This is a genomic window from uncultured Pseudomonas sp. (assembly GCF_913774235.1).
GTDB lineage: Bacteria > Pseudomonadota > Gammaproteobacteria > Pseudomonadales > Pseudomonadaceae > Chryseomonas.
Genome location: NZ_CAJYDW010000011.1, coordinates 98539 through 125199 on the forward strand (window position 1 = coordinate 98539; position 26661 = coordinate 125199).

The 26661-nt window shown below is 64.2% G+C and carries 16 protein-coding genes; 10 read left to right on the plus strand and 6 right to left on the minus strand.

Translation table 11 applies throughout. From position 1 onward, the window contains the following. Positions 1-319 precede the first annotated feature (319 nt). From QZ471_RS09340 to QZ471_RS09385, 10 genes are all read left to right on the plus strand, one after another. Positions 320-1441, plus strand: a complete 1122-nt coding sequence (locus tag QZ471_RS09340) for a mechanosensitive ion channel domain-containing protein (protein ID WP_295462989.1) — start codon at positions 320-322, stop codon at positions 1439-1441. Between the two features lie 349 nt (positions 1442-1790). Further along, complete coding sequence (gene glgA / locus QZ471_RS09345) at positions 1791-3374, plus strand: glycogen synthase GlgA (RefSeq protein ID WP_295462991.1); 1584 nt, start codon at positions 1791-1793, stop codon at positions 3372-3374. A gap of 159 nt (positions 3375-3533) precedes the next feature. Next, complete coding sequence (treZ, locus tag QZ471_RS09350; protein ID WP_295462993.1) at positions 3534-5339, plus strand: malto-oligosyltrehalose trehalohydrolase; 1806 nt, start codon at positions 3534-3536, stop codon at positions 5337-5339. Then, the gene (gene malQ, locus QZ471_RS09355) at positions 5336-7402 is read left to right on the plus strand and encodes a 4-alpha-glucanotransferase (RefSeq protein WP_295462995.1); all 2067 of its coding nucleotides are present in this window, start codon (positions 5336-5338) and stop codon (positions 7400-7402) included. The genes treZ and malQ overlap by 4 nt, the downstream gene beginning before the upstream one ends. Next, positions 7399-10206 carry a malto-oligosyltrehalose synthase gene (gene treY, locus QZ471_RS09360; protein WP_295462997.1) on the plus strand — a complete coding sequence of 936 codons (2808 nt, stop codon included), beginning with the start codon at positions 7399-7401 and terminating at the stop codon, positions 10204-10206. The genes malQ and treY overlap by 4 nt, the downstream gene beginning before the upstream one ends. Next, positions 10203-10700 (plus strand): DUF2934 domain-containing protein, encoded by a 498-nt coding sequence (locus tag QZ471_RS09365; RefSeq protein WP_295462999.1) that lies wholly within the window; start codon positions 10203-10205, stop codon positions 10698-10700. The genes treY and QZ471_RS09365 overlap by 4 nt, the downstream gene beginning before the upstream one ends. A gap of 252 nt (positions 10701-10952) precedes the next feature. Continuing rightward, positions 10953-13142, plus strand: a complete 2190-nt coding sequence (gene glgX, locus QZ471_RS09370) for a glycogen debranching protein GlgX (protein ID WP_295463001.1) — start codon at positions 10953-10955, stop codon at positions 13140-13142. Further along, the gene (locus QZ471_RS09375; RefSeq protein WP_058785766.1) at positions 13139-13900 is read left to right on the plus strand and encodes an endonuclease/exonuclease/phosphatase family protein; all 762 of its coding nucleotides are present in this window, start codon (positions 13139-13141) and stop codon (positions 13898-13900) included. The genes glgX and QZ471_RS09375 overlap by 4 nt, the downstream gene beginning before the upstream one ends. After that, on the plus strand, positions 13897-15144 hold the full coding sequence (gene clsB / locus QZ471_RS09380; protein WP_295463004.1) for a cardiolipin synthase ClsB: 1248 nt from the start codon (positions 13897-13899) through the stop codon (positions 15142-15144). The genes QZ471_RS09375 and clsB overlap by 4 nt, the downstream gene beginning before the upstream one ends. Further along, complete coding sequence (locus QZ471_RS09385) at positions 15141-16187, plus strand: YbhN family protein (RefSeq protein WP_295463006.1); 1047 nt, start codon at positions 15141-15143, stop codon at positions 16185-16187. Before clsB ends, QZ471_RS09385 begins: the two co-directional genes overlap by 4 nt. A gap of 6 nt (positions 16188-16193) precedes the next feature. On the opposite strand, the gene QZ471_RS09390 is transcribed toward QZ471_RS09385, so the two are convergent. The 6 genes from QZ471_RS09390 to QZ471_RS09415 form a co-directional block, all read right to left on the minus strand. After that, the gene (locus QZ471_RS09390; protein ID WP_295463008.1) at positions 16194-16922 is read right to left on the minus strand and encodes a polysaccharide lyase family 7 protein; all 729 of its coding nucleotides are present in this window, start codon (positions 16920-16922) and stop codon (positions 16194-16196) included. A 91-nt stretch (positions 16923-17013) separates the two neighbouring features. After that, on the minus strand, positions 17014-19233 hold the full coding sequence (gene glgB, locus QZ471_RS09395) for a 1,4-alpha-glucan branching protein GlgB (RefSeq protein ID WP_295463011.1): 2220 nt from the start codon (positions 19231-19233) through the stop codon (positions 17014-17016). Continuing rightward, positions 19230-22556 (minus strand): maltose alpha-D-glucosyltransferase, encoded by a 3327-nt coding sequence (gene treS, locus QZ471_RS09400; protein ID WP_295463013.1) that lies wholly within the window; start codon positions 22554-22556, stop codon positions 19230-19232. Before treS ends, glgB begins: the two co-directional genes overlap by 4 nt. A gap of 139 nt (positions 22557-22695) precedes the next feature. Then, positions 22696-24699, minus strand: coding sequence for an alpha-1,4-glucan--maltose-1-phosphate maltosyltransferase (locus QZ471_RS09405; RefSeq protein WP_295463015.1), 2004 nt, complete (start codon positions 24697-24699; stop codon positions 22696-22698). A gap of 457 nt (positions 24700-25156) precedes the next feature. Continuing rightward, complete coding sequence (nadE, locus tag QZ471_RS09410; protein WP_295463017.1) at positions 25157-25996, minus strand: ammonia-dependent NAD(+) synthetase; 840 nt, start codon at positions 25994-25996, stop codon at positions 25157-25159. Beyond that, positions 25993-26502, minus strand: coding sequence for a CinA family protein (locus QZ471_RS09415; RefSeq protein WP_295463083.1), 510 nt, complete (start codon positions 26500-26502; stop codon positions 25993-25995). Before QZ471_RS09415 ends, nadE begins: the two co-directional genes overlap by 4 nt. Between the last annotated feature and the right edge of the window lie 159 nt (positions 26503-26661).

The window sequence follows — 26661 nt, forward strand, 5'->3', positions numbered from 1 at the left end:
AGCCCGCGGGCCATAGTCGCCGCTACACCAGGTGTCGTGGCGCCGGACAGGCCGGCCGCGTTGCTTCCGCCCTCTCTTCCAGCCTAGCCCCACCCTGCGACACTGCGCCGCGCCAACTGGCGGAAAAAAGCCGCCTCTCGAACCCTAACACGGCACATTAGGGGTGGTATTACTGATAACTATGTCTGGCTGCGTTAGCCATGCATGGGAACCGGGGCCGATGTCCTCAGTCGGACACCAGGTATCTCGAAGGGCTTCCCGCGATTCCGACGCGCCAGCTCTGCGGATCCTGGGAAGCCGTCTGCCGGAGGAAAAGCGCATGACGGCCATCGACTGGACGGGCTGGCTGCAAGCCCCCTGGGTCACCACCCTGATCGCCGCGGTGGTCGCCCTGGCGATCAGTGCCATCGCCCTGACCCTGGCCTTCGCCGCCATTCGACGCTTGGCCAACCCCTTCCTGCTCGCCCGTAATCTGGTGAAGTACGCGGAAAAGCCAGCGCGCCTGGCCGTGCCCCTCGTGGTGCTCCAAGGTGTCTGGAATTCAGCACCTGATGCCCTGCCGCTGTTGCGCGCCGTACAGCACGTCACCGGTCTGCTCAGCATCGCCGCCTTCACCTGGCTGGGCCTGCGGGCGGTCAAGGCGGTGGGTGCCACCATCGCCCTGCGCAACCCGGTGGACGTGGTCGACAATCTTCGAGCCCGCCGTATCCAGACGCAGAATCGAGTGCTGGTCCGCAGCCTGAGCTTCGTGGTGCTGCTGGTCGGCATCGCCCTGATGCTGATGACCTTTCCCGCCGTGCGCCAGGTGGGCGCCAGCCTGCTGGCTTCCGCCGGGGTCGCCGGGTTGGTGGCCGGCATCGCGGCACGACCGGTACTGGGCAATCTCATCGCCGGTCTGCAGATCGCCGTGACCCAACCGATTCGCCTCGATGACGTGGTGATCGTCGAGGGCGAATGGGGGCGCGTGGAAGAGATCACCGGCACCTACGTGGTGGTACGTATCTGGGACGATCGGCGCCTGGTGGTGCCCCTGCAATACTTCATCGAGACCCCTTTCCAGAACTGGACACGCTCGTCCTCGAGCCTGATCGGCTCGGTATTCATTTGGGTTGACTATTCCCTGCCCTTGGCGCCCATCCGCACCGAGTTGGAACGCGCCTGCGCGGAAGTGCCCCATTTGTGGGATGGGCGGGTCTGTGTGCTCCAGGTGACGGATGCCTCCAGCGAATCCATGCAGATTCGCGTGCTGGTGAGTTCCGGTGATTCTTCGAAGAACTGGGACCTGCGCTGCTTCGTGCGCGAGCGGCTAATTACCTATATCAACCGCGAATTTCCGCTCTGCCTGCCCAAGCTGCGAACCGAGCTGGGCCGGCGCGACAGCCTGCCGGCCATACAATCCGACGAAAGGCAAGAGCCCGTGGCGAGACAACCAGAAGTCTGAATCGTCAGTCATTTTCGGCAATTACGCGGAGATCAAGCGGTTCATCTCAGGCATGTCTTTAACGGCGACGCACGGTACCTCTGCCAATTCGGGCATGCATCTCGCAAAGACAAACAGGACGGCAACATTCGCGCGGGAAACTTGTGACGTCGTCCGTGAGTCAGTGCGAGAGCATTCTGGAATTTCGCGAAGCAGTTCTCGCCCAACTCCAGGCATCTCGCAAGAGGTGATCGGCAAAAAGGCTGTAGCAGCTCGGCTGTAGGCGTTTTTGAACCAGGAAGCATCGAGCTTCAGGAAAGAAGCAATCAGGTAAACCTCAGTCTCGAACTCGCTGCATTGGGAGCGCACCATGGCAAACGCCGTCGTGGGGAAATTTGGGGCTCTTGAGCCCGTTGAAACTGCCACTCGCACCACCAGATCCAGCACTCCTCGCAAGCGTTCGGAAGAACCTCAGCTGACGCTGAGCTCCGTCGTCGAAAGTCGTAAGCGCATTCTTTTCGTGACCCCGGAAATTTCCGATTTCGTCAAGGCCGGTGGCCTTGGCGAGGTCTCCGGCGCCCTGCCCCGCGCCCTCGCCGCGTCCCATGACGTACGGGTGCTGATCCCGGGCTATCGCCAGGTCATCGCCGCGGTCAAGGATCGCATGCAGATGGTTGGCCGCATCGCCGCTCGCGGCGCCATGCCCGCCTGTGACGTTGGCCGCGTGAATCTGGAAGACGGCCTGGTCGTCTATGTCCTGATCTGCCCCGAACTCTACGAGCGTCCGGGCAATCCCTATGGCGACCTCGACAACGTCGACTGGGCCGACAACCATATCCGCTTCGGTCGCCTGTCCAGTGCCGCCGCCGACTTCGCCCTGGGCGAAGCCTCGATCCGCTGGGTTCCCGATCTGCTGCACCTGAACGACTGGCAGACCGGTCTCGCCGCGGGCTACCTGCGCTGGCAGGGCTCGACCACGCCCTGCCTGACCACCATCCACAACCTGGCCTACCAGGGGCTGTTCCCCGCTTCGGTACTCGCCGACCTGGACATCCCCGAGCATGCCTTCCAGATGGAAGGCCTTGAGTTCTGGGGCAAGGTATCCTTCCTCAAGGCGGGTCTGGTCTACGCCGACCACATCACCACCGTCAGCCACACCTACGCCCAGGAAATCACCACGCCGGAATTCGGCTATGGCCTGGAAGGCCTGCTGCAGGTGAAAGCCCGCGAAGGCAAGTTGACCGGCCTGCTCAATGGCATCGACGACGGCTGGAGCGCCTGCAGCGATCCGCACCTGTGCCAGCAGTTCACCGAGTCGGACTGGGAAGGCAAGGCGGTGAACGCCGCGCGCATTCGCGAGGAGTTCGGGCTGGAGCCGTCCAACGGGCCCCTGTTCGCCGTGGTTTCGCGCCTGGTGCAGCAGAAGGGTATCGACCTGACCATCCAGGCGGCCGATCACATCGTCGCCCGCGGTGGCCAGCTGATGATCATCGGCTGTGGCGAGCAGCACATCGAGCGGCAGGTACGGGCTTTGGCCTTGCGTTATCCCGGTCGGGTCAGCGCCCACATCGGCTTCTGCGAAACCGAAGCCCGGCGCATGTACGCGGGTAGCGACTTCCTGCTGATGCCTTCGCGCTTCGAACCCTGCGGCCTGAGCCAGATGTACGCACAGCGCTTCGCCTCGCTGCCGATCGCCACCCGCACCGGTGGCCTGGCCGACAGCATCGAAGACGGCACCACGGGCTTCCTGTTCACCCCGCTCTCGCTGGAAAACTACCTCGGCGCCATCGACCGCGCCCTGGGGGTGTTCGAGCGTCAGGACCTGTTGTTCGCCATGCGTCGTCGCGCCATGCAGGGCCCCTTCTTCTGGTCCGAATGCGCCAAGCCCTACGCCTCGCTCTACCTCGACATGATCGACGTTCACGCTCAACAGCAGCGCCAGGCCCACGCCTGAGATCGAACGCCGCCTGGACGGCGCTTTTTCTGGGTCCAAGACCGACGAAAAGCGCCTGACCCGCTCAACTTTGAGCGACTCCCACCGGTCATAACAGCAGCTGCGGCCATCAGGGCCGCAGCGCTTTTTCTGCCCTCCGGTTTCGGGAGTTATCCATTCATGACTGACATTTCTCGCGACGCAGCCGCAACGACCGGGGGCTACGCCTGGCAGACCCGTGCTGGCGCCACCCTGCTGGGCAAGGATCGCACCCTCTTCCACTTCTGGGCGCCCAGTGCGGACGCGGTGTCCGTGGCGCTCGAGGGCGGCATGACCCTAGCGCTCGAAGCCCAGGGCGACGGCTGGTTCGGCATCGAGGCCCAGTGCGGCGCGGGCACGCGCTACCGCTACCAGATCGGCGACCTGCTGGTGCCGGACCCCGCCTCTCGCGCCCAGGCCGGCGACGTGCACGAGCCGAGCATCGTCATCGACCCCACCACCTACCACTGGCAGACCGTCGAATGGAACGGCCGGCCCTGGCACGAGAGCGTCATCTACGAGGTGCACGTCGGTACCCTGGGGGGCTTCTCCGGCGTCGAGAAGCTGGTTCCGCGCCTGGCGGCCCTGGGCATCACGGCCATCGAGCTGATGCCACTGTCGGAATTCCCCGGTGGTCGCAACTGGGGTTACGACGGGGTCCTACCCTATGCCGTGGAGGCCTCCTACGGCACGCCGGACGACCTCAAGTCGCTGATCGATACCGCCCATGCCCATGGTGTCATGGTTTACCTGGACGTGGTCTACAACCACTTCGGCCCGGACGGCAACTACCTGCACGCCTACGCCGAACGCTTCTTCCGCGAGGACATCCATACCCCCTGGGGCGCCGCCATCGATTTTCGCCAGGACGCGGTCCGCCGCTACTTCATCGACAACGCCCTGCTGTGGCTGATGGAGTACCGCTTCGACGGCCTGAGATTCGACGCCGTGCACGCCATTGGCGACCAGGGCTTCCTCGAGGAAATGGCCGAGGAGATCCGCGCCACCGTGGAGCCCGGGCGCCATGTCCATCTGATGCTGGAGAACGAGGACAACACCGCCACCCTGCTGGGTGGCAAGCACTACAACGCCCAGTGGACGGACGACTGGCACAACGTCATCCACCCCATGCTGACCGACGAGAACGAAGGCTACTACCAGGACTTCACCGAGGATGCCACGGCCAAGCTGGTGCGTTGCCTCGGCGAAGGCTTCATCTACCAGGGCGAAAAGACCCGCCACGGTAAGGCCCGCGGCGAGCCGAGCAAGGACTTGCCGGCCAGTGCCTTCATTATCTTCCTACAGAACCACGACCAGGTGGGCAACCGCGCTTTCGGCGAGCGCCTGACGCGACTGGCGCCCGAGCCCGCGCTCAAGGCGGCCACCGCCCTGCTGCTGCTGAGCCCGATGATTCCCCTGCTGTTCATCGGCGAGGAATGGGGCAGCCGCCAGCCGTTCCTGTTCTTCACCAGCCACAACGACGAGTTGGCCGAACTGGTGCGTGATGGCCGACGCAACGAGTTCAAGGACTTCGACTTCTTCACCAGCGAAGAGCATCGCCAGCAGATTCCCGATCCCAATGCGCCCAAGACCTTCGAGGATTCCAAGCCCAACTTCGGCGAAGCCGATCAGCCCGACCATGCGGCCTGGCTGGGACTCTATCGCGAGTTGCTGGAGATCCGTCGCCGGGAGCTGTTCCCACGGTTGCAAGGTGCCCGTGCTGCCGGTGCCGAAGCCCTGGCCGACCGCGCCGTACGTGCCCGCTGGACCCTGGCCGACGGCAGCCGCCTGACCATCGAACTCAACCTGAGCGAAGGCGTAGTGAAGGTGGACGAAGCGCCTGCAGGCGAGTTGCTGCACAGCAGTGATCCCGCCGCCGCTCCCCTTCGTCAGGACGGCCAATTGGCCGCGCACTCGGCATTGGTCTGGCTGGAGAAGCACGCATGAGCGAGGATCGCCTCGAACAACTGGCCAAGGCGGCCGGCATTTCCATCGAATGGACCGCCTATGACGGTCAGCGCCAACGGGTAAGCCCCGACGCACTACGCAATCTGCTCAAGGCCATCGAGCTACCGGCCGACAGCGACGCGGACATCGACGCCAGCCTGCGCCAGCTGGCGGAGGTCGGTGACAAGCATCACCTGCCGCCACTGATCACCGCCCAGGTGGGCAAGCCGGTCGGTACGCCGGATCAGTTCGAACGTGGCGTCCGCTACCAGGTGCAGTTGGAAAACGGCGAGCTCCTGGAGGGCAGCGTGGATGCCCAGGGCCAGCTGGCCGCCATCGCCGAACCCGGCTATCACCAGGCGGAGGTGGATGGCCAGCGCCTGACCCTGGCGGTGGCGCCAGCGCGCTGCTTCACCATCGAAGACGCCACCGGTGACGCCCATGCCCACCTCTGGGGCCTGGCGGTACAGCTCTACAGCCTGAGACGTGAAGGCGGCAGCGGTGCGGGAGACCTCCAAGGGTTGGTGCAATTCGCCCAGGCGGCGGCGGCCAAGGGTGCCGATGCCCTGGCCATCAGTCCGCTGCATGCCATGTTCAGCGCCGATGGCCGGCGTTACAGCCCCTATTCGCCTTCCAGCCGGGTGTTCTTCAATGTGCTCTATGCGGCGCCGGAGTTGGTGCTGGGTAGCGAGGCCGTACGCAAGGCCGCCGATCGCAGCGGCCTGCAAGAGGAAGCCGAACGCCTCGAACAGCTGGAGCTGATCGACTGGCCCGCGCTGGCCAAGCTGCGCTTGCGCCTGCTGCGCACCCTGCACCTGGACTTCCGTACTGCCGACAGTGACCTGCGCGAGCGGTTTGAAGCGTTCCGCCGCGAAGGCGGTGAAGCCCTGGAGAATCACTGCCGCTTCGAAGCCCTGCATGCTTCCTTCACCCAGGGTGACGCCTCACCTAGCTGGCAGCATTGGCCGCAGCAGTATCGCGATCCCAGGAATCCAGCCGTAGCCGAATTCGCCGATCGCCATGCCCAGGACGTGGAGTTCTATGCCTTCACCCAGTGGCTGGCCAGCGAAGGCCTGGCCGCGGCGCAACGGCAGTGCCGTGAATCAGGCATGAAAATCGGCCTGATCGCCGACATCGCCGTGGGCGCGGATGGTGGTGGCAGCCAGGCCTGGAGTCGTCAGGAAGAATTGCTCGCCTCGGTCACTGTCGGCTGTCCGCCGGACCTGTTGAACCAGAAAGGCCAGGGCTGGGGTATTTCCGCCTTCTCCCCCACCGGCATGGTCAAGCATGGCTTCCGCGCCTTCATCGAGATGCTCAGGGCCAACTTCGCCCATGCCGGCGGCGTGCGCATCGATCACGTGATGGGGCTGCAACGTCTCTGGTTGGTGCCTGAAGGCGCTTCCCCGGCCGACGGGGCCTATCTCTCCTATCCCATCGACGATTTGCTGCGGCTGGTCGCTCTGGAGTCCTGGCGCCATCGCTGCGTGGTGATGGGCGAAGACCTGGGCACGGTGCCCGAAGGCTTCCGCGAACGCCTGGCGGAGCGCGCCGTGATGGGCATGCAGGTCCTGCTGTTCGAGCGCGATGGCCAGGCCTTCAAGCCTGCTGCGCAGTGGTCGAACACGGCCATGGGCATGCCCACTACCCACGACCTACCGACCCTCACCGGCTGGTGGCAGGGCCGAGATGCCGACTGGCAGGAACAGCTGGATCTGCTGCCCGACGGTACCTCACGGGAGGATCGCCTCGCCGAGCGCGCCGAGGATCGCCGACACCTGGCCAAGGTACTGCACCTCGACGATACCAGCGTCGATAACGTCGAGGCCGCGGTGGACGCCGCCATCGACTTCATCGGTCGCACCCCCGCTCCGCTGATCATCCTGCCGGTGGAAGACGCCCTGGGCCAACTGGAACAGGCCAACCTGCCCGGCACCACCAACGAACACCCCAATTGGCTGCGCCGTTGGGATGCGCCCGCGGATCGTCTGCTGGACGCCACTACCCCTGAACGACGCCTAAGCGTGCTGAGCGCTGCTCGTAACAATCCGGAGAACACTCGATGAGTCGCTTGCGCGCTACCGTACGCCTACAGTTCCACAAGGATTTCACCTTCGACGATGCCCTGCCCCTGGTGGAGTACTACGCCAAGCTGGGTATCAGTCACTTCTATGCATCGCCCATCACCACCGCGCGCGCTGGCTCGGTACATGGCTACGACGTGGTCGATCCGACGCGGGTGAATCCGGAACTGGGCGGTGAAGAGGCACTGCGCCGCCTGGTCGCCCGGCTGCGCGAGCACGGCATGGGCCTGATCGCCGACTTCGTCCCCAACCATACCAATGTGGGTGGCTCGGAGAACGCCTGGTGGCTGGACATCCTCGAATGGGGCCGCCAGAGCCGCTACGCCGGCTTCTACGACATCAACTGGTACGGTCCCGACCCGGACCTGCAGGGCCAAGTGCTGCTGCCATTCCTGGGTGACGCCTATGGCAAGGTGCTGCAGGCCGGCGAACTCAAGCTGGTGTTCGATGCCGAGCAAGGCGCCTTCCGCGTCGAGTACTACGCCCACCACTTCCCCATCAATCCCGGCACCTACGGTCAGATCCTGCGCGAAAGCGATCTGCCCCAGCTGAGCCTGTTCGCCGATGCCTTCTCGGCACGCGCCAAGGATCAGCAGGAGGCCCGTGGCGCCCAACGTCAACTGGCTGACGCTGCCAAGGAGCCGGCCGTCGCGGCCGCGATCGAGAAAGCGGTCGCTGCCTTCGACGGCAGTCAGCCAGACAATCAAGAGCGCCTGCACGCCCTGCTGGAAAGCCAGCACTATCGCCTGGCCAGCTGGCGCACCGCCTCGGACGACATCAACTGGCGGCGCTTCTTCGACATCACCGAACTGGGCGGCTTGCGCATGGAACGCCACGAGGTGTTCGAGGAAACACACTCGCTGATCTTCCGCCTGATCAGCGAAGGCCTGCTCGACGGCCTGCGGCTGGATCACATCGACGGCCTGGCCAATCCGCGTGCCTACTGCCGCAAGCTGCGCCGCCGGGTGGACGACCTCTGCGCCAGCCGTACCGGTGGTGCGCCGGAAGATGGCTTTCCCATTTACATCGAGAAGATCCTAGCCGACGGCGAACAGCTGCGCGAAAGCTGGGGCATCGACGGCACCACCGGCTACGAATTCATGAACGAGGTGTCGGCGGTACAGCATGCCGCCAGCGGTGAGGCCCCGCTCCGTAAGTTCTGGGCGGAAACCACTGGCCGTACCGAGGACTTCCTGGAAGAGGTCCGCGAAGCCCGGCGTCTGGTGCTCACCACCGCCTTGAACAGCGAATTCGAATCCGCCGTGCACACCTTGCACCTGCTGGCCCAGCAGGATTGGCGTACCCGCGACACCAGCCAGGGCGCCATCCGCCGGGTGCTGCTGGAGCTGATCGTGCAGTTCAAGGTCTATCGCACCTACGCAGGCGCGGCCGGTTTCGTCGGCAACGATGCCCAGTGGTTCGACACCGCCCTGGAAGCCGCTCGCCCCCAGGTCAGCGAAGCGGAGCAGCCCCTGCTGGAGCAACTGCGTGCCTGGCTGGGTGGCGATGCGCCGCGCTACAAGCCGGTGGGCAGCGTGGCTCGTCGCGAACAGCGGCGCGCCATCACCAAGTTCCAGCAGCTCACCTCGCCCATCGCCGCCAAGGCCGTGGAAGACACCGCCTGCTATCGCTCGGCGCCGCTGCTGTCGCGCAATGATGTGGGCTTCGATCCCCAGCATTTCGCCCAGCCAGTCAGTGCCTTCCACGCGGCCAGCGGCTGGCGCGCCGAGCATTTCCCGCGCAACATGCTGACCACCGCTACCCACGATCACAAGCGCGGCGAAGACACTCGGGCGCGGCTCGCGGTGGTCTCGGAAAATCCCCAGGCCTACATCGCCCAGGCCACTCGCTGGATGGAGCAGGCGGCGCCCCTGCGTGGCCAATGGAACGATGCGCCTGCCCCGACGCCGGGCGACGAGCTGATGCTCTACCAGACCCTGCTCGCCAGCTGGCCGCTGCAGCTGCGAGCCGATGACGACAAGGGCTTGCAGGCCTATCTGGAGCGCCTGCTGCAGTGGCAGGAAAAGGCCTTGCGTGAGGAGAAGCTGGAGTCCGACTGGTGGGCACCCAACGGTGACTACGAAGCGGCCTGCAAGGCCTTCCTGGAAGGGCTGCTCACCGATACCAAGTACCTTTCGCTGCGTAAGGAAATCGTCGCCGCCGTGCACGACCTGGCTCCCGCCGGCGCGCTCAATGGGCTGGTCCAGTTGCTGCTGCGCAACACCGCGCCGGGCGTGCCTGACCTCTACCAGGGCGGTGAATTCTGGGACTTCAGCCTGGTGGAGCCGGACAACCGTCGCGCCGTGGATTATGCCCCGCGCCGGGACGCCCTGACGCATCAGTCCTCCGCCGTGGCAGCCCTGGAGAACTGGCAGAACGGTGAGGTCAAGCAGCAGGTGCTGGCAGCGGCACTGCAACTGCGCAAGGAGCGGCCGCGCCTCTTCACCGAAGGCCGCTACGTCCCCCTGACCGTGGTAGGTGCACGGGCAGCGCACGTGCTGGCGTTCGCTCGCACCTTGGCAGAGCAGGCGGTGATCGTTGTGGTGCCGCTGCACACGTCCAGCCTGCTGGCGGACGGCGAGAAAATCGCTTTTTCCACCGATGTTTGGCAGGACACCCGGATAAAACTTCCGGAAACCTTGTCCATGTACCGTTTTGGGGAAACTTTCGTCCCCTCATCTGTCCATGTCCAGAAGAAAGAGCTATCTGTCAGCGAGGTTCTGGCACGCTTTCCGCTTGGATTGCTCAGCTCACAAGACATCACTCAAGGAGCCGCACCGCAATGACCCAAAAAGACGAACGCATCCAGCAGCTCGCCTATCAGATCTGGGAGTCCGAAGGGCGTCCGGCGCACGAACACGATCGCCACTGGGAGATGGCGACCCGCCTGTACGAAGCGGAACAGGAAGGTGTGGCCAAGAAGACCGTCGCCAAGAAGCCCCGCTCGACCAAGACCACCACCAGCAAGCCGGCGACTGGCAAAGCCAGCACCACGGGCAAGACCAAGAGCGGCAGCGAGAAGGCGGCGACCGAAGCGGCCGCTGCCGGCGAGTCCGTGACCGAGAAAGTCGAGGCGGCCGCCAAGAAGGTGGTGTCCAAGGCCAAGCAGGCCGTCAAGCCCAGCACCAGCAAGGCCACCCCCGCCAAGACCAGCGCCAGCAAGGCCAAGCCGGACGCGGCCGTCGAAGCCACCGGCGTAGGCGTGGCGCCCGCCACGCCGAAAAAGCCGCGGGCTTCCCGGGCCAAACCCGCGGCAGCCAAACCGGCTACCAGTGAGTGATGTGATGTGATGCTTCGGCCTGGCCGTTCGGCCAGGCCTTCTCCTACCGCTCGCAAGCGGTTCCGGCTTCCGCCGAATTCCAAGATTTCTCCTGAAAAAACAACGCTTTGTCGGCTCGCTCAGGCGCCCCGGAACTGCGCTGCGTCGGGCCTTTCATATGCAGGTAGCCGGATCTGTATCGATTCAGCCACCGGCAGGTATTGAGAGCCTAACCAGAGCTACTTCCTTCCTAGCTATCCCGAGAGCGTCGAAATGACATCATCCGATTCCAACAAGCCCTTAACCGAAGCGACCGCGTTCATTAGCAAGTCCAAGTCTCGTGTTCGTGAAGGATTGCCCTACCCCCTGGGCGCTACCTGGGACGGCTCCGGCGTGAACTTCGCCATCTTCTCGGCCAATGCCACCAAGGTGGAACTCTGTCTCTTCGACGACGAAGGCAAGGAAGAAATCGAACGCATCGAACTGCCGGAATTCACCAACGAGATCTGGCACGGCTATCTGCCCGACGCCCGTCCCGGCACGCTCTACGGCTACCGGGTGCACGGTCCGTATGAGCCGCAGAACGGCCACCGTTTCAACCACAACAAGCTGTTGATCGATCCCTATGCCAAGCAGATCGTCGGCGAGCTGGAGTGGAACGACGCCCTGTTCGGCTACACCATCGGTCATCCCGATGGCGATCTCTCCTTCGACGAACGTGACAGCGCGCCCTTCATGCCCCGCTGTCGGGTGATCGACCCCGCCTTCACCTGGGGCAACACCACCCACCCGCGGGTCCCGCGCGATCGCACCGTGTTCTACGAGACCCACGTTCGCGGCTACACCATGCAGCACCCGGCCGTCCCCGAGAACGCGCGTGGCACCTTCTCCGGTCTGCAGGAAAGCGAGGTCATCGACTACATCAAGTCGCTTGGCATCACTTCCGTCGAGCTGATGCCGATCCACTATTTCCTCGACGATAACCACCTGCTGGAAAAGGGCCTGAGAAACTTCTGGGGCTACAACACCCTGGCCTTCTTCGCGCCCCATTCGCGCTACATGGCCAGCCAGTCCATCGGTGAATTCAAGGTCATGGTCGCGCGCATGCACAACGCCGGCCTCGAGGTGATCCTCGATGTGGTCTACAACCACACCGCCGAAGGCAACGAGATGGGCCCGACCCTCTCGCTCAAGGGCATCGACAACGCCAACTACTACCGGCTGATGCCTGACGATGCGCGCTACTACATCAACGACACCGGCACCGGTAACACCTTGAACATGAGCCACCCCTGCGTGCTGCAGATGGTGACCGATTCGCTGCGCTACTGGGCCACCGAGATGGGCGTGGACGGCTTCCGCTTCGACCTGGCCACCATCCTCGGTCGTGAGCCGGATGGCTTCGACGAGGGCGGCGGCTTCCTGCACGCCTGCCGCCAGGACCCGATCCTGGCCGAGACCAAGCTAATCGCCGAGCCCTGGGACTGCGGCCCCGGCGGTTACCAGGTGGGCAACTTCCCGCCCGGCTGGATGGAGTGGAACGACACCTTCCGCGACACCGCCCGTGCGTTCTGGAAGGGTGACGAAGACCAGATCGGCGACTTCGCGAAGATCTTCCTGGGCTCCGGCGACAAGTTCAATCGCCGCGGTCGCAAGCCCTACTCTTCCGTCAATTTCGTCACCGCCCACGATGGCTTCACCCTGGCCGACACCGTGTCGTACAACGACAAGCACAACGAGGCCAATGGCGAGGACAACAAGGACGGTCACTCCCACAACCTCTCGTGGAACTGCGGCGTCGAGGGCGAAACCGACGATCCGGAGATCATCGAACTGCGCTATCGCCAGATGCGCAACCTGCTGGCCACGCTCTTCCTCTCCCAGGGCACGCCCATGCTGCTGGCCGGCGACGAATTCGCCCGCACCCAGGGCGGCAACAACAACGCCTACTGCCAGGACAGCGAGATCGGCTGGGTCAATTGGGACATCAGCGAGAAGAGCGCCCAGCTGCAGGAATACGTGCGCAATCTGATCGACCTGCGCCGCCGTTATCCGCTGCTGCGCCGGAGCCGTTTCTTCACCGGCGTCTACAACGAGGAGCTGGGCGTCAAGGATGTCACCTGGCTGCAGCCCAGTGGCGACGAGATGGGCGTGGAGCAATGGCAGGACGGCAGCAACAAGTGCATGGGCATCCTGCTCGATGGCCGGGCCCAGCCAACCGGTATTCGTCGCAAGGGTGCGGATACCTCGCTGCTGATTCTGGTCAATGCTCATTATGACGTGGTGGATTTCACCCTGCCGGAAGTACCCATGGGCGAGCATTGGGCGTTGCAGCTCGACACCAACCAGCCCGATCTGGACGCCGGCGACGTCTTCAATTTCGGAGATACCTATCAGGTCACCGGGCGCTCGGTACTGCTGTTCGAGCTGACCCAGACCAAACGGAGGAAACGCCAGGCATGACGAACGCGCAACAGGGTTTTTCGTTCAAGGTCCTGACCATCAACACGCACAAGGGCTTCACCTCCTTCAACCGCAAGTTCATCTTGCCGGAGTTGCGGGAGGCGGTGCGGACGGTGTCAGCGGACATTGTCTTCCTGCAGGAGGTGTTGGGCACCCACGAAAAACACCCGTTGCGCTTCGAGAACTGGCCGGCGGCGCCGCAGTACGAGTTCCTGGCCGATTCCATGTGGACCGACTTCGCCTACGGACGCAATGCGGTCTACCCGGACGGCCATCACGGTAATGCGGTGCTGTCGAAGTTTCCCATTGTCAGCTACGACAACTTCGACATCTCCATCGCCGGTCCGGAAAAACGCGGGATGCTGCATTGCGTCCTGCGGCTTCCGGACCAGGCGCTGGACCTGCACGTGATCTGCGTGCACCTGGGCCTACGCGAAAAGCACCGGCAGATGCAGATGAAGCTGATCTGCGAACACATCAACTCCCTGCCCAGCGACGCACCCGTCGTGGTGGCCGGGGATTTCAACGACTGGCGGCAGAAGGCCAACGACATCCTTGGCCAAGGCGCCGGCCTCGAAGAGGTGTTCATGAAGACCGCAGGGCGACTGCCCAAGACCTTTCCGGCGAAGCGCCCCCTGCTCTGCCTGGATCGTATCTATACGCGCAACGTTAGCGTGGGTCGCCCACAGGTGCTGGGCAATCAGCCGTGGTCGCACCTGTCCGACCACGCGCCCCTGGCCGCGGACTTCCACCTATGAACTTCGAATGGCGGGACGGAAACCGCATCGCCTTGCTGGAAAACGGCGAGGACTTCTTCCCTCGGGTCTTCGAGGCGATCCGCGCGGCCGAGCGCGAGGTCATCATCGAGACCTTCATCCTCTTCTACGACAAGGTCGGCAAGGCCCTGCAGCAGGAGCTGGTGGTCGCGGCCAAGCGCGGTGTCCAGGTGGACATCACCGTGGATGCCTATGGCTCCCCGGACCTGCCGCGGGACTTCATCGACGAGATGGTCCAGGCGGGTGTGCGCTTTCGCTACTACGATCCGCGCCCGCTGGTCATGGGCATGAGGACCAACCTCTTCCGTCGCCTGCACCGCAAGATCGTGGTGGTGGATGCGCGCCTGGGCTTCATTGGCGGCATCAACTACTCCGCCGAGCACCTAGGTGACTTTGGGCCCGAAGCCAAACAGGATTACGCCGTCGAGGTAGAAGGCCCTATCGTCGACGACATCCACCGCTTCGCCCGCGATGCCATCGACTCGCCGGAAGAGACTCACCGCTGGTGGGGCAAGCGCTCACGCAAGCCGGCCAACAATCGCAATCCCGGCAATGCCCAGGCCTTGTTCGTCTATCGCGACAATGACCAGCACCGCGCCGACATCGAGCAGCACTACCTGGAGATGCTGCGCAACGCCAAGCGCGAAGTGGTCATCGCCAACGCCTACTTCTTCCCCGGCTATCGCCTGCTGCGGGAGATGCGCAACGCCGCCCAGCGCGGCGTGCGGGTAGTGCTGATCGTCCAGGGCGAGCCGGACATGGCCATCGTCAAGGTCGGTGCCCAGATGCTCTACAACTACCTGGTCAAGGCCGGGGTGGAGATCTACGAGTACTGTCTGAGACCCCTGCACGGCAAGGTGGCGACCATGGACGAGCACTGGTCCACCGTGGGTTCGAGCAATCTCGATCCCCTGAGCCTGTCGCTCAACCTCGAATGCAATCTGATCTTCCACGACCACGCCTTCAACCGAGAATTGCGCGGTCGCCTGGAAAACCTGATCCAGAATCACTGCGAGCATGTGGATAGCAGCAAGGTGCCCAAGCGCACCTACTGGCACCTGGCCAAGACCATGCTGGTGTTCCACTTCCTGCGTCACTTCCCCGCCTGGGTGGGCTGGTTGCCCGGGCATACGCCGAAGATCGAACTGGTTAGCCCGCCAGTGCAACCCGAGCTCGAAACCCAGGACCGGGTGGATTCCTCGATTTCAAGGTACCCACAACGATGAGCAGCCATAGCGATACCCTGGAGCATGTCGATGAAGGTGAGGACGATCAGCAGGACGCCAAGCCGAAGAATGGCCGCTGGGTTCTGGCCAAGAAAATCTTGACCTGGGCCTTCCTGATCGCGGTCATCGTGCTGCTGGTGATCTATGCCCGCAAGGTGGACTGGGGCGAGGTGTGGAAGGTCTTCACCGGCTACAAGTGGACGACCCTGGCCATGGCCGGCGGCCTCGTCGTGCTCTCCTACATCATGTACGGCTGCTACGACCTCATCGGCCGCGCCTATTGCGGGCACAAGCTGGTCAAGCGCCAGGTGTTCCTGGTGTCCTTCATTTGCTACGCCTTCACCCTCACCCTGAGTACCTGGGTCGGCGGTATCGGCATGAGGTATCGGCTGTACTCACGGCTCGGACTTTCCAGCGGCACCATCACCCGCATCTTTTCCCTGAGCATCGCCACTAACTGGCTGGGCTATATCCTGCTGGCCGGCGGCATCTTCGTCAGCGGTGTGGTGGACATGCCGTCCAACTGGTTCGTCGGCGACACCACCCTGCGGCTGATCGGCGCCGGCCTGCTGGCCTTCATCGTCTTCTACCTGGCGGTCTGCGCCTTCGCCAAGCAACGCGAATGGACGGTACGCAAGCAGCGCCTGGCCCTGCCCTCGCTACGCATGGCCTGCCTGCAGCTGCTGGTGTCCTCGATCAACTGGATGGCCATGGCGGCCATCGTCTACCTGTTCCTCGGCCGCCAGGTGGACTATCTGCATGTGCTGGGCGTACTGCTCCTATCGAGCATCGCCATGGTAATCGTTCATATTCCCGCCGGGGTCGGCGTTCTGGAAACCGTGTTCATCGCCCTGCTGGCCAACGATGGCCTGTCCCACGGCAAGATCATTGCGGCCCTGCTCGGCTATCGGACGCTGTACTTCATCGTGCCGCTGCTGATCGCCGCGGTGCTTTACTTCGCCCTGGAAAGCCGCGCCAAGAAGCTCAAGGTGAGCAACGACCGGCGCGAGGAGCGCAAGCAGCAGGAAGCCCACAACGCCTGACAGCCGTCAGCGATTGTTGGGTTGGTGCATCGAGATCAGCCGATAGAACTGCACCTTTCCGCCTTCGCTGGCGGGCCCTTCCGCGTCGCGCAGCCGGGCGCCGGCCTTGAAGTACAGGTGATGGCTGCTCCAGGCGCTGTCCAGTTGCAGGCCCAGATCACCGGTACGGGAACCCGCGCCATGGGCACGGACGGTGAGGACACCGCTGCGGGCCAGCTTGATGTCGTAACTGAAGCGACTGGCCAGCGGCAAGCGCTCCAGCAGGATCACATCCTTGGGATCGTCATCGGGACTTTCCCGCAGGCGGGCGATCAGCTTGCCCAGCTCCTGCTGGCCCTTGTCGGCCATCGCGCTGTCGACCCGGTAGACCAGTTGCAGCACGGCCTCGGCCGGCTTCAACGGTGCACTGGTCTGATCCTCGATCTGGCTGAGGATGACTTCGGGCCGCGAGGGCACCTGCTGCACGGCGGCCTCGGCCTGCAACAGTGCATCGGCCTCGCGATATTTCCAGGAATAGGCACTGCCGTCGGGCCGGGTTTCCCGCAGTTCGGTGGCGGGATAGTCATCGAAAGCCTGCGGGGTACCCGTGACCGGGACCCAGAACACCAGGGACCCGCCCTCACCCCGGTAGAGATAAGGACTACGGAAATTGCTGCTGTTCAGCTCGGCGGTCGTGACCTGGGCCACGGGCAAGGGCACGGGTACCGTCAGATTCCATTCGGCGAGATCGATCATGGGGTTCTCGGTTGCCAGACGCCTGACAAGCATCGCGCAGTTCGGCGATGCTGTCAGCGTGACGCGCCCGTCCCGGGCGCTTCCAGGGCGATCAGCCGTGCGGCTTGAACACCAGCAGGCCGAGTGGCGGCAACTGCAGGTTCAGCGACGCCGGCTGGCCGTGGGCGGCGATTTCCTCGGCCGTGACGCCACCGCCGTTGCCAAGGTTCGACCCGCCGTAGCGCTCGGCATCGCTGTTGAAGATCTCCTGCCATTGGCCCAGGGACGGCACACCCACGCGATAATCGTGGCGCGGGACCGGGGTGAAGTTGGCGATCACCAGCAGCGGACGCTGCTGGGCATCCTTGCGTAGCCAGGCGAAGACGCTGTTGCCATTGTCGTCGCCCACGACCCAGTCGAAGCCCTCGGGCAGGTGGTCGCGCTGATGCAGGGCCGGTTCGTGGCGATAGAGATGGTTCAGATCCGCCAGCAACTGCTTCACGCCACTGTGGGTGCCGTGCTCGAGCAGGAACCAGTCCAGCTCACGGTCATGGCTCCATTCCCGCCACTGACCGAACTCGCAGCCCATGAACAACAGCTTCTTGCCCGGATGGGTCCACATGAAGCTGAGATAGTTACGCAGATTGGCGAACTTCTGCCAGATGTCGCCCGGCATCTTCTCGATCAACGAGCCCTTGCCGTGCACCACCTCGTCGTGGGAAATGGGCAGCACGAAACGCTCCGACCACGCATAGACCAGGCCGAAGGTCATCTGATGGTGGTGATACTGGCGATAGACCGGATCTTCCTCCACGTAGTGCAGGGTGTCGTGCATCCAGCCCATGTTCCACTTGTAGTCGAAGCCCAGCCCACCTTCGCTCACCGGCGCACTGACGCCCGGCCAGGAGGTCGATTCCTCGGCAATCACCAGGGCGCCTGGTGCCTCTTCGTGAACCACCTCGTTGAGGTGCTGCAGGAAGGCGATGGTCTCCAGGTTCTCGCGGCCGCCATGGATGTTAGGAATCCATTCGCCCTGCTTACGGGAATAGTCGCGATAGAGCATGGACGCCACCGCATCCACCCGCAGGCCATCGATATGGAAGTGCTTCAGCCAATGCATGGCCGAGGCCAGCATGAAGCCATGTACCTCATGGCGACCCAGGTTGTAGATGTAGGTGTTCCAGTCCTGATGGAAGCCTTCGTAGGGGTGCTCGTACTCGTAGAGCGCCGTACCGTCGAAGCGGGCCAGGCCGTGTTCGTCGGTGGGGAAATGCGCCGGTACCCAGTCGAGGATGACGCCGATGTCGGCCTGGTGGCAGGCGTCGACGAAGGCGGCGAAATCGGCTGGCGTACCAAAGCGCGAGGTGGGCGCGAACTGGCCGAGCGGCTGGTAGCCCCAGGAGCCACTGAAGGGGTGCTCCATGATCGGCAGCAGCTCGATGTGGGTGAAGCCCATCTCGCGGATGTAGGGAATCAGGTGCTGGGCGAGCTCGCGCCAATTGTAGAGACGGCCCTCATCACCCCCCTCGCGACGCCAGGAGCCGGCATGCAGCTCGTAGATGGACAGTGGCGCTTCCAGACCCTGGCGTTCGCGCCGATGGGCCATCCAGTCCTGGTCGTGCCAGGTGAAGGGCTTGTTGTCGGCCACCACGGAGGCGGTGCGCGGTGGCAGCTCCGCGGCCAGGGCGATGGGGTCGGCCTTCAGCGGCAGCACGCCATGCTGCCCGAGGATCTCGTACTTGTAGGCGGTGCCGACTGGCAGGCGCGGGACGAACAGCTCCCAGACGCCGCTATTGGCGCGCAGGCGCATGGGCAGGCGGCGGCCGTCCCAGGAGTTGAAGTCGCCCACCACCGAGACACGCCGGGCGTTGGGCGCCCAGACGGCGAAGCGCACGCCTTCCACGCCATCGACCTGGCAGCGCTGGGCACCAAAGGTCTCGCCGAGGTTGCGGTGGCGCCCCTCGTTGAACAGATAGAGATCGGTCTCGCCCAGCAGCAGCCCGAAGGCATAGGGGTCCTCGGTCTCCTGCACCCCGCTCGGCCAGCGGATGACCAGCTTGTAGGGCGCCGCGTAATCCAGCCGGGCGACGAACAGTCCAGGCACGCGCCCGGGCTGCATCTGGGCCAGGGACCGGCCGCTCATGCGGTCGACCAGTTCGACGCCCAGGGCGTTGGGCAGGAAGGCGCGGACGATCACCCCGTCGCCGTCGGCATGGGGGCCGAGGATGGCGAAGGGATTGCCGTGCTCGCCACGTGCCAGCGACTCGGCCTCCGCGGGCGAGAGCCGGACGTCGTCCAGGGGGGCGACGGGGGCGGTGGTGTGATCGGTCATGCGCGGGCTCCAGACAAGAGGGTCTCGACGATGGCAGCGACGCCACGTAGCGGGATGTTGATCCAGGTGGGTCGATTGGCGGCCTCGTAGCCTATCTCATAAACCGCCTTCTCCAGGCAGTAGAGATCCAGTGCTGCCTGCTCCCCACACTCGCCCCATTGGTGGCCGATATCGGCCGCCGCAGCGCGGTAGGCCTCCAGGAAGGCCGCGTAGGACGAGGTGCGATAGGTCTCCGCAGCCTGGGCACGCAGGTGCAGATGCTCTTCCGAGGTGTCGGCACCGGCATTGCTGGACTGGGTGATCATGGCTGCCGCGTAGTCGAAGGAGCGCAGCACCCCGGCGACGTCCTTGTGCGGGCCGTACTTACCGCGCCGCTCTTCCAGCGACCGCGCCGGCTCGCCTTCGAAGTCGATGAGGATGGCATCGTCCTGGGCCACCAGCACCTGCCCCAGGTGCAGGTCGCCGTGGACCCGGATACGCAACCCGCCCGCCACGTCACCCGCCAGGGCTTCGATGCGCTTGGCCAGGGCGGCGCGCTTGCCGACCAGGCCTTCGAGCAGTTGCTGGCTGGTGGCATCCAGCTGGTCACGCATGCCTTGCAGCGTGTCCAGGGCGCCGTCCACCTGCTGTCGCACGCGCTGCGCCAGGGCCTTGGCGGCTTTGGCATCCACCTTCTCGGGTGCGAAGGCCGGATCCTTGGTGGGCTGCGCCAGCACGCGATGCATTTCGCCGAGACGCTTGCCCAGCACCCCGGCGAAGGCGATGAGATCGCCCATGGCGGTGAATTCGTTCTCCACCCCCGAGATGCCCCCGCTGAGCAGATCCCGGGTGACACGATCCAGGGTGTCCAGGCTCCACTTCCAGGCATCGCCCTGGTTGTGGATGTGCTCCTGCACCAGCATCAGCACATGGGGGGTGCCATCCGGCGCGATGCGCTGGGCCACGGCATGGGTCGCCGCGATATTGGCGAAGCCGGCCTGGGCCAGGTAGCGGCCCATCTCCACCTCGGGATGGATGCCGGGCGCCACCTTGCGGATCAGCTTGAGCATCAGATGATCGCCAACGATCAGCGAGCTGTTGGACTGTTCCACCCCCAGGTGCTTGATCTCGATCTCCGGGTCCAGTGCGAAGTCGGTGTCGTCGTAGACCTCGAAGCTAAGCTCTCCGGCTGGCGAGGCGATCTTCGCCCCCTTGCGGAAGGCGTCGAACACGCCGTGGACGAAGCTGGTGAGGGCGAAGGCATCGGTGACCAGGCCCACGCGCCGCACGTGGCGGATGCGCGAGATGGCCAGTTGGGTGGCCAGCGGACTGCAGTGCTGGTCTTCCTCGGCGAGGAAGCCGAGCGGCAAGGCATAGCGCTCCTCGCCCTTGGCATTGGTCACCACCACCTCGCTGAACATCACCGGCAGCTTGGGCGTGTTGATCTGGGCGGCGTAGTCCAGGCGCACGCTGGTGATGGCCTCGTCCTTGGAGCCGAACCAGCGACGCTTGGGCAGATAGACCGGCAACACCTCTTCGAAGATGCGGCGCGGCTCGCCGTCGAGCAGTTCCTGCAGGTTGCGCTTGATGACCACCGTCTGGTAGTCGGGCATCGGCGCCGGCGGCTCGGTGTGCCAGGCGGGCATCTGCTCGTTGCCGGCCAGGTAGAACCAATAGAAGCCGTAGGGCGGCAGGGTCAGCATGTAGGGCAGCTGGCCGATGGGCGGGAAGGCGCTGCCGCCGATCATCTCCACCGGCACCTGGCCGACAAAGCTGGACAGGTCCAGCTCCACCGCCTGGGCGGCGCGGGAGACGTTGGCCACGCAGAGGATGGTCTCGTGCTCGCCCTGGGCGTTGGTGAAGTCGCGCAGATAGGCCAGGATGCGCCTGTTGGTGGGCGACAGCATCTTCAGGGTGCCACGGCCGAAAGCCTTCTGCTGCTTGCGCACGGCGAGCATGCGTCGCGTCCAGTTGAGCAACGAATGCGGATCGCGGGACTGGGCCTCGACGTTGATCGCCTGGTAGCCGTACAGCGGGTCCATGATCGACGGCAATACCAGGCTTGCTGGGTCGGCGCGGGAAAAGCCGCCGTTGCGGTCGACCGACCATTGCATCGGCGTCCGCACGCCGTCGCGGTCGCCCAGGTGGATGTTGTCACCCATGCCGATCTCGTCACCGTAGTACAGCGTCGGGGTGCCGGGCATGGACAGCAGCAGGCTGTTGAGCAGCTCGATACGGCGACGGTCGCGCTCCAGCAGCGGCGCCAGGCGTCGACGGATGCCCAGGTTGATGCGCGCGCGGCGGTCCGAGGCGTAGTAGTTCCAGAGGTAGTCCCGCTCGCGGTCGGTCACCATCTCCAGGGTCAGTTCATCGTGGTTGCGCAGGAAGATCGACCACTGGCAGTTCGGCGGGATCTCCGGGGTCTGGCGCAAGATGTCGGTGATGGGGAAGCGGTCTTCCTGGGCGATGGCCATGTACATGCGTGGCATCAGCGGGAAGTGGAAGGCCATGTGGCATTCGTCACCGTCGCCGAAGTACAGCTGGGTGTCTTCCGGCCACTGGTTGGCCTCGGCCAGCAGCATGCGGTCCGGGTAGTTGGCGTCGATCTCGGCACGGATCTGCTTGAGCACCGCGTGGGTCTCGGGCAGGTTCTCGTTGTTGGTGCCGTCACGCTCCACCAGGTAGGGAATGGCGTCCAGGCGCAGGCCATCGACACCCATGTCCAACCAGTACCTCATGATGGAGATGACCGCCTTCATCACCTGCGGATTGTCGAAGTTCAGATCCGGCTGGTGGGAATAGAACCGGTGCCAGAAGTACTGGCCAGCGACCGGGTCCCAGGTCCAGTTGGACTTCTCGGTGTCGAGGAAGATGATACGGGTGCCGTCGTACTTCTGGTCGTCATCGGACCAGACGTAGAAATTGCGCGCGGCCGAGCCCTTCTTGGCGCGGCGGGCGCGCTGGAACCAGGGATGCTGGTCGGAGGTGTGGTTGATGACCAGCTCGGTGATCACCCGCAGGCCCCGAGCATGGGCCTCGGCGATGAATCTCTTGGCATCGGCCATGGTGCCGTAGTCGGGATGGATGCCTCGGTATTCGGCGATGTCGTAGCCGTCGTCACGGCGTGGCGAAGGATAGAACGGCAGCAGCCAGATGGTGTTGACGCCCAGGCTGGCGATGTAGTCGAGCTTGTCGATCAGGCCGGGGAAATCGCCGATGCCGTCGTTGTTGGAATCGAAGAACGACTTCACATGCACCTGATAGATGACCGCGTCCTTGTACCAGAGCGGATCGTCGATGAAGGCGGCAGGTTTGCGGGAACGAGCTTTATTGGGTTTTGCCATGTCGTCTGTTCCTTAACAGGGCGTTCGAATCGGAGGCGTACACAGGCCGCGCGGGCGGCTCGGGATAACGACGAATCCGGACGGCGCCGGCGCAGGGCTCTGCCCTGCTCCACACCGCCCGGTCCGCCTGGTCATGGCGTCAGAGAGCCGGCTGGATGCGCCAGATGCCGAAGGGCATCGCCGGCTCCAGGCGTGTCCATTGGGTCTTGCCGTGCCAGGCCCAGCGGTGGCCGGTCATCAGGTCCTCGCCGTGGGTGGTGGCGTGGTCGTCGAGCCCCAGTTCCCACAGGGGCAGCTCGAAATGACCTTCCTGGGCATTGAAGGGATCCAGGTTGATCGCGACCAGGACGAAGTTGCCCAGGTCATCGGTGCGCTTGCCGAAGTAGAGGATCTGGTCGTTCCAGCAGTTGTAGATCTTCAGCCCCAGGTGGGTCTGCAGCGCCGGGTTCTGCCGGCGGATGCGGTTGAGCTGGGCGATCTCGGCCATGATGTTGCCGGGCGCATAGAAGTCACGCGGCCGCAGCTCATACTTCTCCGAATCCAGGTACTCCTCCTTGCCCGGCGTGAGCGGCGCGCCCTCGCAGAGTTCGAAGCCGGCATACATGCCCCAGAGACCCGACCCCATGGTGGCCAGGGCGGCCCTGATCAGGAAGCCGGGCCGGCCACTGGTCTGCAGGAAGGCCGGGTTGATGTCCGGAGTGTTGACGAAGAAGTTCGGCCGGTAGCAATCGCGTAGCGGCGCCTCGTTCAACTGGGTGAAGTACTCGGTCAGTTCGGCCTTGGTATTGCGCCAGGTGAAGTAGGTGTAGCTCTGGCTGTAACCGACCTTGCCCAGGCGCGCCATCATCGCCGGCTTGGTGAAGGCCTCGGCGAGGAACATGACGTCGGCGTCACGGCCACGGATGTCGGCGATCAGCCATTCCCAGAACGGCAGCGGCTTGGTGTGGGGGTTGTCGACGCGGAAGATCTTCACGCCCTGCTCCACCCAGTGCCAGACCACGTCGCGCAGTGCCAACCAGAGGTCCGGGATGGCGTCCTTGGCGTAGAAGTCGACATTGACGATGTCCTGATACTTCTTTGGCGGATTCTCGGCGTAGCGCATGGACCCATCCGGTCGCCAGGAGAACCAGCCCGGATGCTCCTTGAGCCAGGGGTGATCGGGCGAGCACTGGATGGCGAAATCCAGGGCGATCTCCAGACCGTGGTCTGCCGCTGCCGCGACCAGGGCACGGAAGTCTTCCAAGGTCCCCAGCTCGGGATGCACGGCATCGTGGCCCCCGTCGGGACTGCCGATGGCATAGGGGCTGCCCGGCTGATCCGCCCCGGCGCCCAGGGTGTTGTTCTTGCCCTTGCGATGGGCCAGGCCGATGGGGTGGATCGGCGGGAAATACAGCACGTCGAAGCCCATGTCGCGCACGCGCGGCAGTTCGCCGATGACGTTGCGGAAGGTGCCATGGCGGTGCGGATCGTCGGTGATGGAGCGCGGGAAGAGTTCGTACCAGCTGGCAAACTCGGCACGCAGCCGTTCGATGTCCAGCGGATACTCGATGCTGTGGGTCAGGTGGACATAGGCATCCACGGGCGCCATCGCCTGGCTCGCCTCGCTGGCCAGTAATACGGCGACCTTGTCCCCCTCGCTGCCGGCCTGATCCAGGCGTTGCAACAGCGCCTCCAAGGAGCCGCGCTGCTCGCCTTCGGCGCGGGACAGCGCCTGCTCGACGTGGATGCGGCCTTCCTGCAACTCCAGGTTAAGAGGTACCGCGGCGGCGTGCTTCTTCTCGATCTCGTAGCGGTAGGTACCCCAGACGTCCCACCAGGCCTGCACCACGAATTCATAGCGTCCCACTACCGGCGGGGTGAAGTGCCCGCGCCAGAGGTCATTGGTTTCCAATACCAGCGGTGCCTGCTGCCAGTCTTCCTCGCCTTCGCGGCGCCAGAGGATGGCGGCGGCCAGCTTGTCGTGGCCATCGGCGAAGATCTTGGCGGTGACTTCGACGACCTTGCCGGCGATGCCCTTGGCCGCGAACTGGCCATTGTCGACCGCCGGCGTGACCGCTTCGATGGCGATGCGCGGCGTCTGGGCGGCGGTGGCGGGGTCGAGGGAAAGAGTGGAAAAAGAACCGGGGAGATCGGTGTTCGACATCGAGCCTGACTCCATCTTGAGACGCATGAAAGGCCATATCGCCAAGACGATACGGCCTAGGTCGTGACCCCGCGACTGCTGACGCCCCATTGGACAGCCAATTGACGACTGCTCCATGGGCGGAAGCCTGCTGCACCTGGAGCTATACGCTGCGAATCTCGCCAGCGATCGTCCCAGACAGCCGCGGCAGCTTCGCTACTGGGAACGCTCGCGCGGGTGTTTCTGAAAGAGTCTGAGCCACACGGTAGCGCAAAAGTTCAGCGCCCGCGCTTCGTTTGATGCCCTCCTGTATTTCAGATAAATATCCTAAAAACAGTAGGTTACGAAATTAATGAAAAGTGTTTTGTCACCTGCATAAATTGGCCCGGTGGACAGGGCCCATTCAGCCCGCATCCTGCTCGTATCAGATTCACTTCGATGAACCAGGTGACTATTCACTTCATCTATAGCCCATAAGCTACTGATTTAAGTCAAAAGGCGTATAGGGAAGATCGCGCTTGTGTGCACTGCGCCTATAGGTGTTGAGAATGATGTCCAAGGTGGCCGGGCTGACGGCCTTGCCTTCGAGAAAATCATCGATCTCGGCATACGTGATGCCGAAGGCGTCCTCGTCCGCCTTGCCGGGAGACAGGGATTCGAGGTCGGCGGTGGGTATCTTGTGCACCAGCTCGGCAGGCGCACCCAGCCATTCGGCAACGGCCCGTACCCGGCGCTTGTTCAGGCCGTGCAGGGGGGTGAGGTCACAGGCACCATCGCCGAACTTGGTGTAGAAGCCCATCAGGGCTTCCGCTGCGTGATCGGTGCCGATCACCAACCCACGCCGCGCACCCGCTACGGCGTATTGGGCGATCATGCGCTGGCGCGCCTTGATGTTGCCCAGGGTGAAGTCCTCGTGCAGCTCGTCGTCGAAGGCCACCCGCGCTTCCCGCACCGAGGCGAGCATGGCATCGCTGGCCGGCTTGACGTTGACGGTATGAGTCTCGTCGGGCTGGATGAAGTGCAGCGCGCGCTGGGCATCCTCTTCGTCGCGCTGTACGCCATAGGGCAGGCGCATGGCGATGAATCTCAATCGCGCATTGCCGCTCTCCTCCCGCGCCCGCTCTACCGCCAGTTGTGCCAGGCGACCGGCGGTGGAGGAATCCACCCCACCACTGATGCCCAGCACATAGCTCTCCTGCCGACTCTGGAGCAGGTAGTCCTTGAGGAATTGAATGCGCCGCTCCGCCTCGGAGGCCGGGTCGAAATATTCAGGGACCTGCAGGGCCTGGATGATGTCGCGCTGCTGGGCGTCGGTCATCGAGCATTCTCCTTGAGTTCGCGTTCAAGACGCTGGTGATAGGGCACTACATTCGCCAGGCTATGCCGGGCGGCGGCCAATTGAACGGCTTCGCGGTCGCCGGAAAAATGCTGGGTCTCAGCATAGAGCACGATGTCGTCACCCGTTCGATAGCCCCAGGCGAAACAGACGGTACCCTGGGGGATGCCATCGGCACCGCCCGGCCCGGCCAAGCCGGTGTTAGCGATGGCTACCCGGGCCGGGCTGTCGCGTAGGGCGCCGGCGGCCATCTCCCGCGCCACTTCCTCGCTGGTGAGGTTATGCCGCTCGATGGTCTCCGGCTTCACCCCCAGCAGGCGCTGCTTGGCCTCCGGGGAATAGACGACATAACCCGATTCGATACAGCTACCGCTGCCGGGCACTTCGGAGAGCAAGCCAACCACCTTGCCGGCGGTGCAGGACTCCGCCGTGGTGAGCTGCAGCTCGCGCGCCTTGAGATAGTCCAGCATGGACTCGATGATGTTCATGGACGTCTTCCACCACACAGCTTTCACCCCCGTTGGAAGCGCAGCGAATTGGGGAAGTTCGAGACCGGTCACGGCCGGTTTCTCCAGGTCGGCCGGGGTGTCGATGTCCAGCTGGATGCCGGCATCGGCCACCTCCAGCTCTAGCACCGAACCCAGGCG

Coding starts and splice junctions, on each gene's coding strand:
- QZ471_RS09340 (WP_295462989.1), top strand. CDS start 320: ATGACGGCCATCGACTGGACGGGCTGGCTGCAAGCCCCCTGGGTCACC.
- glgA (WP_295462991.1), top strand. CDS start 1,791: ATGGCAAACGCCGTCGTGGGGAAATTTGGGGCTCTTGAGCCCGTTGAA.
- treZ (WP_295462993.1), top strand. CDS start 3,534: ATGACTGACATTTCTCGCGACGCAGCCGCAACGACCGGGGGCTACGCC.
- malQ (WP_295462995.1), top strand. CDS start 5,336: ATGAGCGAGGATCGCCTCGAACAACTGGCCAAGGCGGCCGGCATTTCC.
- treY (WP_295462997.1), top strand. CDS start 7,399: ATGAGTCGCTTGCGCGCTACCGTACGCCTACAGTTCCACAAGGATTTC.
- QZ471_RS09365 (WP_295462999.1), top strand. CDS start 10,203: ATGACCCAAAAAGACGAACGCATCCAGCAGCTCGCCTATCAGATCTGG.
- glgX (WP_295463001.1), top strand. CDS start 10,953: ATGACATCATCCGATTCCAACAAGCCCTTAACCGAAGCGACCGCGTTC.
- QZ471_RS09375 (WP_058785766.1), top strand. CDS start 13,139: ATGACGAACGCGCAACAGGGTTTTTCGTTCAAGGTCCTGACCATCAAC.
- clsB (WP_295463004.1), top strand. CDS start 13,897: ATGAACTTCGAATGGCGGGACGGAAACCGCATCGCCTTGCTGGAAAAC.
- QZ471_RS09385 (WP_295463006.1), top strand. CDS start 15,141: ATGAGCAGCCATAGCGATACCCTGGAGCATGTCGATGAAGGTGAGGAC.
- QZ471_RS09390 (WP_295463008.1), bottom strand. CDS start 16,922: ATGATCGATCTCGCCGAATGGAATCTGACGGTACCCGTGCCCTTGCCC.
- glgB (WP_295463011.1), bottom strand. CDS start 19,233: ATGACCGATCACACCACCGCCCCCGTCGCCCCCCTGGACGACGTCCGG.
- treS (WP_295463013.1), bottom strand. CDS start 22,556: ATGGCAAAACCCAATAAAGCTCGTTCCCGCAAACCTGCCGCCTTCATC.
- QZ471_RS09405 (WP_295463015.1), bottom strand. CDS start 24,699: ATGTCGAACACCGATCTCCCCGGTTCTTTTTCCACTCTTTCCCTCGAC.
- nadE (WP_295463017.1), bottom strand. CDS start 25,996: ATGACCGACGCCCAGCAGCGCGACATCATCCAGGCCCTGCAGGTCCCT.
- QZ471_RS09415 (WP_295463083.1), bottom strand. CDS start 26,502: ATGAACATCATCGAGTCCATGCTGGACTATCTCAAGGCGCGCGAGCTG.